Origin of the sequence: Streptomyces sp. NPDC098789 (assembly GCF_044759975.1) — a bacterium.
Lineage (GTDB): Bacteria > Actinomycetota > Actinomycetes > Streptomycetales > Streptomycetaceae > Streptomyces.
The window spans coordinates 1-7,527 of sequence record NZ_JBIWAJ010000051.1 but is presented as its reverse complement, the minus strand read 5'-3'; the positions used below and the strand labels follow the sequence as shown (position 1 = coordinate 7,527).

4 protein-coding genes and 2 pseudogenes are annotated in these 7,527 nt (G+C 57.5%); 2 read left to right on the top strand and 4 right to left on the bottom strand.

The genetic code is table 11. From position 1 onward, the window contains the following. Nucleotides 1–297: 297 nt before the first annotated feature. Together ACIQWR_RS41240 and ACIQWR_RS41235 are read right to left on the bottom strand one after the other, a co-directional pair. Complete coding sequence (locus ACIQWR_RS41240) at nucleotides 298–663, bottom strand: hypothetical protein (RefSeq protein WP_404021253.1); 366 nt, start codon at nucleotides 661–663, stop codon at nucleotides 298–300. A gap of 135 nt (nucleotides 664–798) precedes the next feature. Then, the gene (locus ACIQWR_RS41235; protein WP_404021250.1) at nucleotides 799–2,511 is read right to left on the bottom strand and encodes a hypothetical protein; all 1,713 of its coding nucleotides are present in this window, start codon (nucleotides 2,509–2,511) and stop codon (nucleotides 799–801) included. A gap of 273 nt (nucleotides 2,512–2,784) precedes the next feature. Between ACIQWR_RS41235 and ACIQWR_RS41230 the strand changes: the two are divergent. Both ACIQWR_RS41230 and ACIQWR_RS41225 read left to right on the top strand, forming a co-directional pair. Next, nucleotides 2,785–2,948 (top strand): annotated as a pseudogene (locus tag ACIQWR_RS41230) (ISL3 family transposase); the annotation flags it as partial. Nucleotides 2,949–3,512: 564 nt separating this feature from the next. Further along, nucleotides 3,513–3,977: pseudogene (locus ACIQWR_RS41225) on the top strand (hypothetical protein); the annotation flags it as partial. A 433-nt stretch (nucleotides 3,978–4,410) separates the two neighbouring features. Here ACIQWR_RS41225 and ACIQWR_RS41220 read toward each other — a convergent pair. Beyond that, nucleotides 4,411–6,513 (bottom strand): hypothetical protein, encoded by a 2,103-nt coding sequence (locus ACIQWR_RS41220; RefSeq protein ID WP_404021247.1) that lies wholly within the window; start codon nucleotides 6,511–6,513, stop codon nucleotides 4,411–4,413. Between the two features lie 192 nt (nucleotides 6,514–6,705). Then, nucleotides 6,706–7,053 carry a transposase family protein gene (locus ACIQWR_RS41215; protein ID WP_404021255.1) on the bottom strand — a complete coding sequence of 116 codons (348 nt, stop codon included), beginning with the start codon at nucleotides 7,051–7,053 and terminating at the stop codon, nucleotides 6,706–6,708. Between the last annotated feature and the right edge of the window lie 474 nt (nucleotides 7,054–7,527).

The following is a 7,527-nucleotide window of genomic DNA, read 5'->3' as shown; positions in this document are numbered from 1 at the left end:
CACCGCACATACAGGATGCCTTGCAGACACAGCCGGTCAGCCACCGGCCGAGGCCCCGGTGACCTCAACGGCCAGGGCGGCAGCAGCGGCTCGATGCGTGCCCACAAGTCGTCATCCACGATCCACAGCCGAGTACTCACACCATCCCGAACAGCCGAATCATCACACCAGTCACGCCCGACCAGAGCATCCCATCAAGATCCTGTTACGAGCTCTAAGGCCCTGTTCAGATCACGGCCTCTCAAAATTTTCCATATCCTGCTGTTTCCGGCTGCCGGATGGTTTCCGGTGGCTGGGTCAGGGCTTCGTGAGGGCGAGTGTATTCTTGATTTTCAGTTTGGTGAAAGTGCGGTCTGGCTGATTTACGAATACAACGTACGAGCGGGTCTGGGCGCGTTCGTCCTGCATTTTGGTAGTGAGGAGGAAGGTGCAGACATCTTGTATCCCATTTGTCATTTCGAACTGGACAGGATGGTTCTCCGATTTAGCTCCGAGAGGGTACACGGTGGACATTATAATTCCGTGCGAGCCACTTAATGCAACCCATTCGATATTTTCTGTCTTCTCGTACTCCCAGGACAGGGTGAAAGGTTGATCTGGCTGCACCTTGACAACCATCTGACCGTCTATTTTTGCCTTGAATTCTCTGACATTTGCGCTCATTTTGTAGTCCTCAGCGACGTAATAATGCACTCCGGGCGTGGTTTATTAACCTTTTCTGGCAGGGAGCTGTGCGAGATTGCCTGCGATGCTACAGACCCGTCCGTCGAGATAAGCCCTATCACCGAAAGTAGCGGCCTACTTCTCTTCTTTTCCCTTTTCCTTAGTTTCCTTTTTCTCTTCTCTGGGCGGGTTCGGGGGAATACGCGGGACAGTGACCATTAGGTTCAAGGTACTTTCCAGGCTTTCGGTCGCTTCTTTCCACCCGGAGTCCGGTTCGATTGTGGTCTTCTTACCGACAGGCAGCCTGAAGCCGAGGGGCACGTTTTCTGCCGCCGGGCTGAGATGGAGGGTGCCAACCGGGTTCCCTCCGACCTTCACGATGATTCCCGCGCCACTGGTGGAGGCGCTGAGGGATTTCGTGTTCGGCTCGATGGCGACCATCACATAGCGGTCTCCCTTGTCGACGGCTAGCACGAGATCCTCTTCGGATTTGAAGTTGTTGTGGTTCAGTTTGCGGGGGGGCCTGTTCTCGTAAGCGGGGGTATTGAGGTCAACCGGGTGTTTCACTGTGACGCGATTCAGGGTTACAGACTCGTCCTTCACTTCGAGCACGGCCTGCTGGGCGTAGCATAGTCCGTCGGCGGTGTAGGCCTCGAGGACGTACCCGGTTGTTTCTTTTATTTCTTTGACGTCCTGTGCCCGGGTAGCAGGGTTGTCAATGGGTTGTGCCATGTTTTTGCCGTCGTACAGGACAAAGTTTTTGACGTTCTGTGCCGACCAGATGAGACGGCCGTCCTGGCCGCTCTTGATCATAGGCTGGTCGGTACTAAAGTAATCGAAGAAGAATTCGCCTCCCATTTTCACCATGGCAGCTTTGCCGAACTGCTGGACAGGCGGCCTCTTGCCCGGCCATATCCAGTCCGTGATGTGCAGTTCTGCTGTTCCCGCGGTCTGGGATACCTTCACGTTCTTAAGAATGATATGAGCTTCTCCGCCGCTCTTAATTTCACGGAATACCGGCTTTACCCGCTTGTTTGCGTCCTTGGCGTCGAACGATGCAATCAGTACCCAGTCTTTTGCGACAGTGTTCTGAGGATCGACATTTTTTGACCTCGCAGCTTTCACGAACCCGTCGACCCCAGTACTGATGTCAATCTTCTTCCTGTCTTCCGGAGTGCAGAGGCAATGCTCTCCTGAACCAAGCTTGGCCCAGACATCGATTCCACCGTACTGGACGGTCGATTTCGTAGGGTTGTGGACCACGACCTCCAGATCTTGGATCTCCCCGGCCTTAATGGGCACGCCTCCTTTTCCGCGCACGAAATACTGCAGCGGAGAGGCTTTCGGTAACGGACCTGCCTTGTCACTGCCGGCTGGGTAGTGGACAATCGATTCGGGGGCACTTGCTGACAGCGGCAGGGTGATACGTCCCTGGCCGCCATACGGTCGCTTATGCTCTTCGCAGTCGTGCTGGATGAGCAATGAGGCCAGCCGAGTCTTCCCGTCCTTCACGTCATCTGGTTTTCCGATCATTTTTAGCTCGGAAACGTACACCATGACATGCTCTCCGGGCTCTACCTCGTAGTCAGTCTGAATCCGTATGTAGACAGCTGGCTGTGAATTGTCGCCGAAGGCGCGGCCATTGAGCGTTGTAATATTGACGCCTTCGTCACCGCACAGCCGGCCCGGCTCTCCCCAGGCCTTCAGCTGTCCGTCCTTGGTGCGATTTTTATCGTCTTTCTCGTCATCGTTATTCAGTTTTTTCGACTCGTCAGGGTTGACGATAAACGGCGCCGCCTCATTCGGATGATAAATGTTGATATCGCGCGGAATGACGGTATCGGCCATGATGAACTCCTGATGCTGGATCAATAAATCGACTGGAATTCCCTTGCGTTCACATTCGCGCCTTGAGGGGAAGGAGAGGAAAAGGCTTGGCATTCACTGGACACTCATCGGGCCTCGCCCCTGTCCGGTGAGCAAGCATTTTCAGCCCGATGACGCCTGTGGTCGCGCTACGAAGACAGGACGGGCGGAGTTCCTCAGTGGTTGCGAATGGATGTGACCTCTCATTTCACATCCTGGGCAGCCCCGTTGCGTGCGAAGTCTGCCGACTGAATCTGCCTCAGCCGTCTGCACAAGTAGACCAACCAAGGACGCGCGGACGCCGAGTACAGGCATGTCTCCCCGCGCAGACTCGCCCGGCTGCTCCTGCCCAGGCCCGACAACCTGGAGACCAGACATCGGGATCTCCTGTGGACCAGCTGACCGCTGCGTGCTCTGAGACAGTGTGTATGGACCCTTTCCAGGCTCACGTTGAGGCGTGGTGAGGGCGAGGACTGCCTTCATGATGTCGGTGATCCGATTGGTGCCGCAGTGGAGTTTCCGCAGGAGGCCCCGGCCGTCAGCACAGCCGTGGCCGGCCCGCTGGCACAGCGGATCCTGGCGTGGCCGCTGTTGTGCTGTCGCTTCCAACGGTTGAGGCGGCGGCCCCGGAAGGGGACTCGGATGTGCCGGCCAGCGCCTTGGCAGGCCTTGTCCGCCCGGCATTTCAGTCCTGCGGAGGGCGCGAGATGCCATGGCTTCGGGCCGCGGCCAGGCCGTGAGTGGCTCCGGGCAGGGCCGGGGAAGCCTGGAGCAGCCGGCCGAACGGGCCAGTGAGAAACCGGACGTTCACGCCGGGACCCTTGTGTTTCCCTGAGCAGCAGGGGGTGCCGACGGCGGTCCGGCCGATCGGCAGCAGAGCGCCGTCCAGGATCACGAACGCTTTCGTCCGGGCCGTCTCCATCGCCGCGGCCAGAGCCGGTGCGCGAAGAGCCAGGACTTCGATGGCCTCGTGTATGTACCGCGTCACCGACACGCTCGGGCTTCTTCTCACAGGGCTGGCCACCGCGGCCAGCGTCCAGGACTCCGTCGCTGGCCCCTGCTCATCGACCAGGTCGCCGCCGGACGCCGTGGCATCCGCAAGGTACGGGTCGACGGCGACTGCCGGCAGCACCTCGTCGAACATGCCGCCGCCTCGGCATCGACATGGAAATCACCAACCGCAAAGCCGGGGCCAGGGGCTTCACCCCGATCCCGAAGCGCTGGGCGGTGGAACGGATCTGCGGCTGGCTCATGCTCCACCGGGGTGTGGTCCGCGCGACTGCAAGACCTCCCCGGGCGCTCTCAGGCCGTCATTCACGCCGCGACGACCGATCTCATGGCCCCGCCTCACCAGCGAAAACACCGTCTCCTGGCACGGCCTCCAGGCACCGCCGATGGCAGGGACCAACATTCCAGCGACCATCCAGGCATGGAACAGCGGTCGCTGACTCACGGAGCAGCCGCCCTTCACCGAGGCTGCGCATGCGGCCTATTGCGGCCCGGTCCAAAGGAATACAAAGCCCCCTTGGTGGCTCAGGGGTGGCCTTCTGTGCAGAACTACCCGAAGACCGCGAGACTTGCTCGGATGAACGCCTTACTTCCCGGTAGATGGGCGTAGACGGGCTGGCTCTGATCTTTTTCAGTCTGGCCATCGGCTTACAGAGGGTGGGCATCGGACACGGGGCGACTGGTTTGGTAGATGTCTGCTGAATCAGCGGTCCGGGGGCGGTCCATTGTGCTGTACCTGGTGGTTAGCTAAGGGGGTCAAGTGTATTCAGCCAACCACCAGTCTCCAGTAAATCTGTTGCAATATTATCCGGTACGGCAGCCGCCCGTTGTCCGTGTTTTGTGACTGCGTAATAATATCCGTTGGGTTGTGTTTTATTTTCCATAGAAATAGGATCGTTCGACGATGATTTTGGCACCGTTCACCCAACAGGTCGCCCTAAACGTGTTCTCACCCTTCACAGTATACATGTTTGTCACTTTTGGATCATTGGTCCATCCGGGAATATCGCAGGCGCCCTGGTTGTCGGGCTGTGGCTTACTGTCGTTGGTCCAGGCAGGCCGTCCTTCATCAGGTTTTTTGTCTCCATAGATATTCTTCCACTCTTTGTACTTAGAGTTCTTAACATCAAGGCGGATCTTATTTTCTGCATCTGCCGGCAGCACAACGTGTACTGCCGTGTTAAAGTTAGCAACTTTATCGGTTATTGGGGCGGTTATGGCGAACGTTTGGTTCCAGGCCTTTACTTCAAAGGATACTTCGGGGTGATGGTCCCATTCGGTTCCGTCCTTTTTGTAGCCGGTAGCCTTGACGGTGTATTTACCGGTCTTCCATCCCCCTGGGGGGGTGTAGGCGAACGACCGTTTGTCCGCCTCGTTAGTCTCAATTTCTACAATGGTTCCAGATATATCCAGTTTTATTTTTGTGCCAGAATCAACGGGCAGTCGCCCGCAGAGCTTGAAGGCAGTCGGGTAGGTGGCTGTGGTGGTGGAAGCCGGCTGGGTAAACACGGGTCCCGCAGAAGCCACGGTAAACTTGTTGATTGCCGGGTCGGCTTTCATCTTATCGTTGCCAGAATAGGCGGTTACCGTGATGGATTGATCACCGATTTCCCAGTTTTCCGTCTTTTTATACTCCCAGGTCGCCGTACGTTTCTTCTCATCCTTGACCACGTCAACCCGGGCGAGTTCTTTAGTTTTTCCGTTGAATGTGTGCTCGATGGCAATCTTGGTTGCGCTGTACGGGGCCAGCCCCCTCATTTCCTTGTCACCGGGCAGGACGCCCGGGTTGTTATTCTTGGGCAGCTCGATGTTGAGAGCAGTGGATCCACTCCGACGGACCTTGAATTTGCGGGTAATCGCATCAGTGCGCACCGAACCACCGGCCAGCACGCCGACCGCCTTCACCACGTGCTCCAGAGGTTCGGACTCCCCCTCTTTCCACTCTTCCTTGAGATTATAGGTCGCGGCAGGATCATTCACCTTCTCTTTTTGCCGTTCGGCGCGCATGGGTTTTCCGTTGTTCTGATGCTCGTCGGTCACTTCGACATAGTCGAGAACTACTTCAGCGCCGGTGGCCTGTATCTGCAGGGTCAGCTGATTTTCGGCTGTGTCGTACTCTTGGCGGTCGTCGGCGGGGGTGATAAAGGTAATTGCGCCCGGCTTCGGTTTCCGGCACGTGAATTTCAAGGTTCTGCGGTTCTCTTTTGTGGTTTCGCCGGAATCGTTCTTTCCCCAGCACGTAATCGTTTCGTCTCGGTCTTCTTGCCATCCGCCACTGGGGGGGGCGCACTCCCACAGGCTATTCCCGGTAATCCTGGCCGTAAGTCGCCCATAATGTTCGGTGTCGACATAGACATAGTCGCATACACCGCCGAAGCTTCCCTGAATTTTCCCGTCCTTGAGAAGGCTTCCGTTATTTGTCGGCTGATTGACCTCGATAGTCGGAAGGTTTGTCTTGATGGAGAACTCGAGCTCCTGGGTCTCGGACTTTACTCCTTCCAGAAACGACGTGATCTTTACATTGTAAGTTTTGCCGATCTTCCACCCTCCCTCCGGCGCATAGTTCCAATACCATCGCTTCGTATTGGTATTCTGGTCAAGGTGGGCCTCGACTGGGCTGCCGTTATTGATATCCTTACACTCTATCTGGACCATGTCTCCGGGGATATGGTTCGAATAGAACTCCCCAGATATCTTGTCATTGTTGAAGATTTTGCCTTTATTTTCGGGGGAGTTGCAGTTCGGAATGCTAGGGATGCTGGTCGTACGGTAGGTGAAGGCAACAACAGTGTCCAGCTTCTTGGCTTTATTGCCGACATTGTGAAGAATTATTTCGAGCTGCCCGTCTTTCGCCCCTGGAACAAGTGGCGTTTCTATCGGCGCCCTGACAGTAGCGGCCCAGGTGTCGTTCTGGTACGGAGGCGTCAGGTCATACTTATTTTCTTCTTCTGATGCCTGGGAATGTTCGGCCACCATGGCGGTATTCCTTTCAGATCGGAGTGGGACCGGAATACGGTGAGTAGTATGCTCGGATAAGCGAGTGAGGCTGCGGGACGATGGCTGAGGCGGTAGCAACGTTTTGCCGCGCCGGACACGGCCAGACCAATATCCGCAGCAGATACAGACCTCGCCGCCGAAAATACTCGACTGGCTTCTCCAAGCTGGGCTTCAGCCAGTTTGGAGAAAGTGGCCGCGTTCGCGCGTCCGGCAGGTTCCACCACCTGCCGGCCGGCCGGCCGGCAGGAACGCTTGCGGGGTATTCCCGGTCGCCGGTCGGGTCGCAATCGGCAAGGGTCCCGCTGGGCAGACATACGGTGGGCTGGCCGGTCTGAAGGCCGTCATCAACCCCGGCGCGCGAGCGGCCAGACGCTCCGTCACGGCATGGACACGGGCGTGCGCGGTCTCGGGGCTGATATCGAATCCGGCGGCGAGCTGTCTGAGAGTGTCGTTCCTGCGCATGTACACGAGTGCGACCAGTGCACGCTGAGACGTCACCCCATGAATGACGACCAGCATCGTCACTTACTCCACGAGGGCATGCAGGACACCCAGTACGGCAAGGCCCCCGAGTCGGAGAGCTGCGGACGTCAGACATCCCGCTCAGCAACCGGAGGGCCTCGCCCGCTACGCCACCCTGGCATCACCCGATCAGGGGCTGACCTGACAAGCTCCTGGTCACGTGAGCCGCCATTGCGCCACTTCTTGCCGGTCCGGACATTAAGGTCCGCCAGTCGGCAGGCTTCCTTGTTGTTGCAGCATTGCCCCATGAGCCGGAAGTAAGCAGCCCTCTCCTGGGTCAGCTTTCTTCCTGCTCTGTGTTCGTCCGTTTCCTATTGGTCTGGAAATCCATCGAACCCACACGGACTGGGGTGTTCCGGCAACTGCTACAACTTAGCCTTGATCCTTCAGGCGTGATCGCTGCTGGTTGAGGTGATCGGTTCATCCCGTTTGTCCCGGCTGGTGTCGGGTGGGATCTTCGCGTGTCGCTGC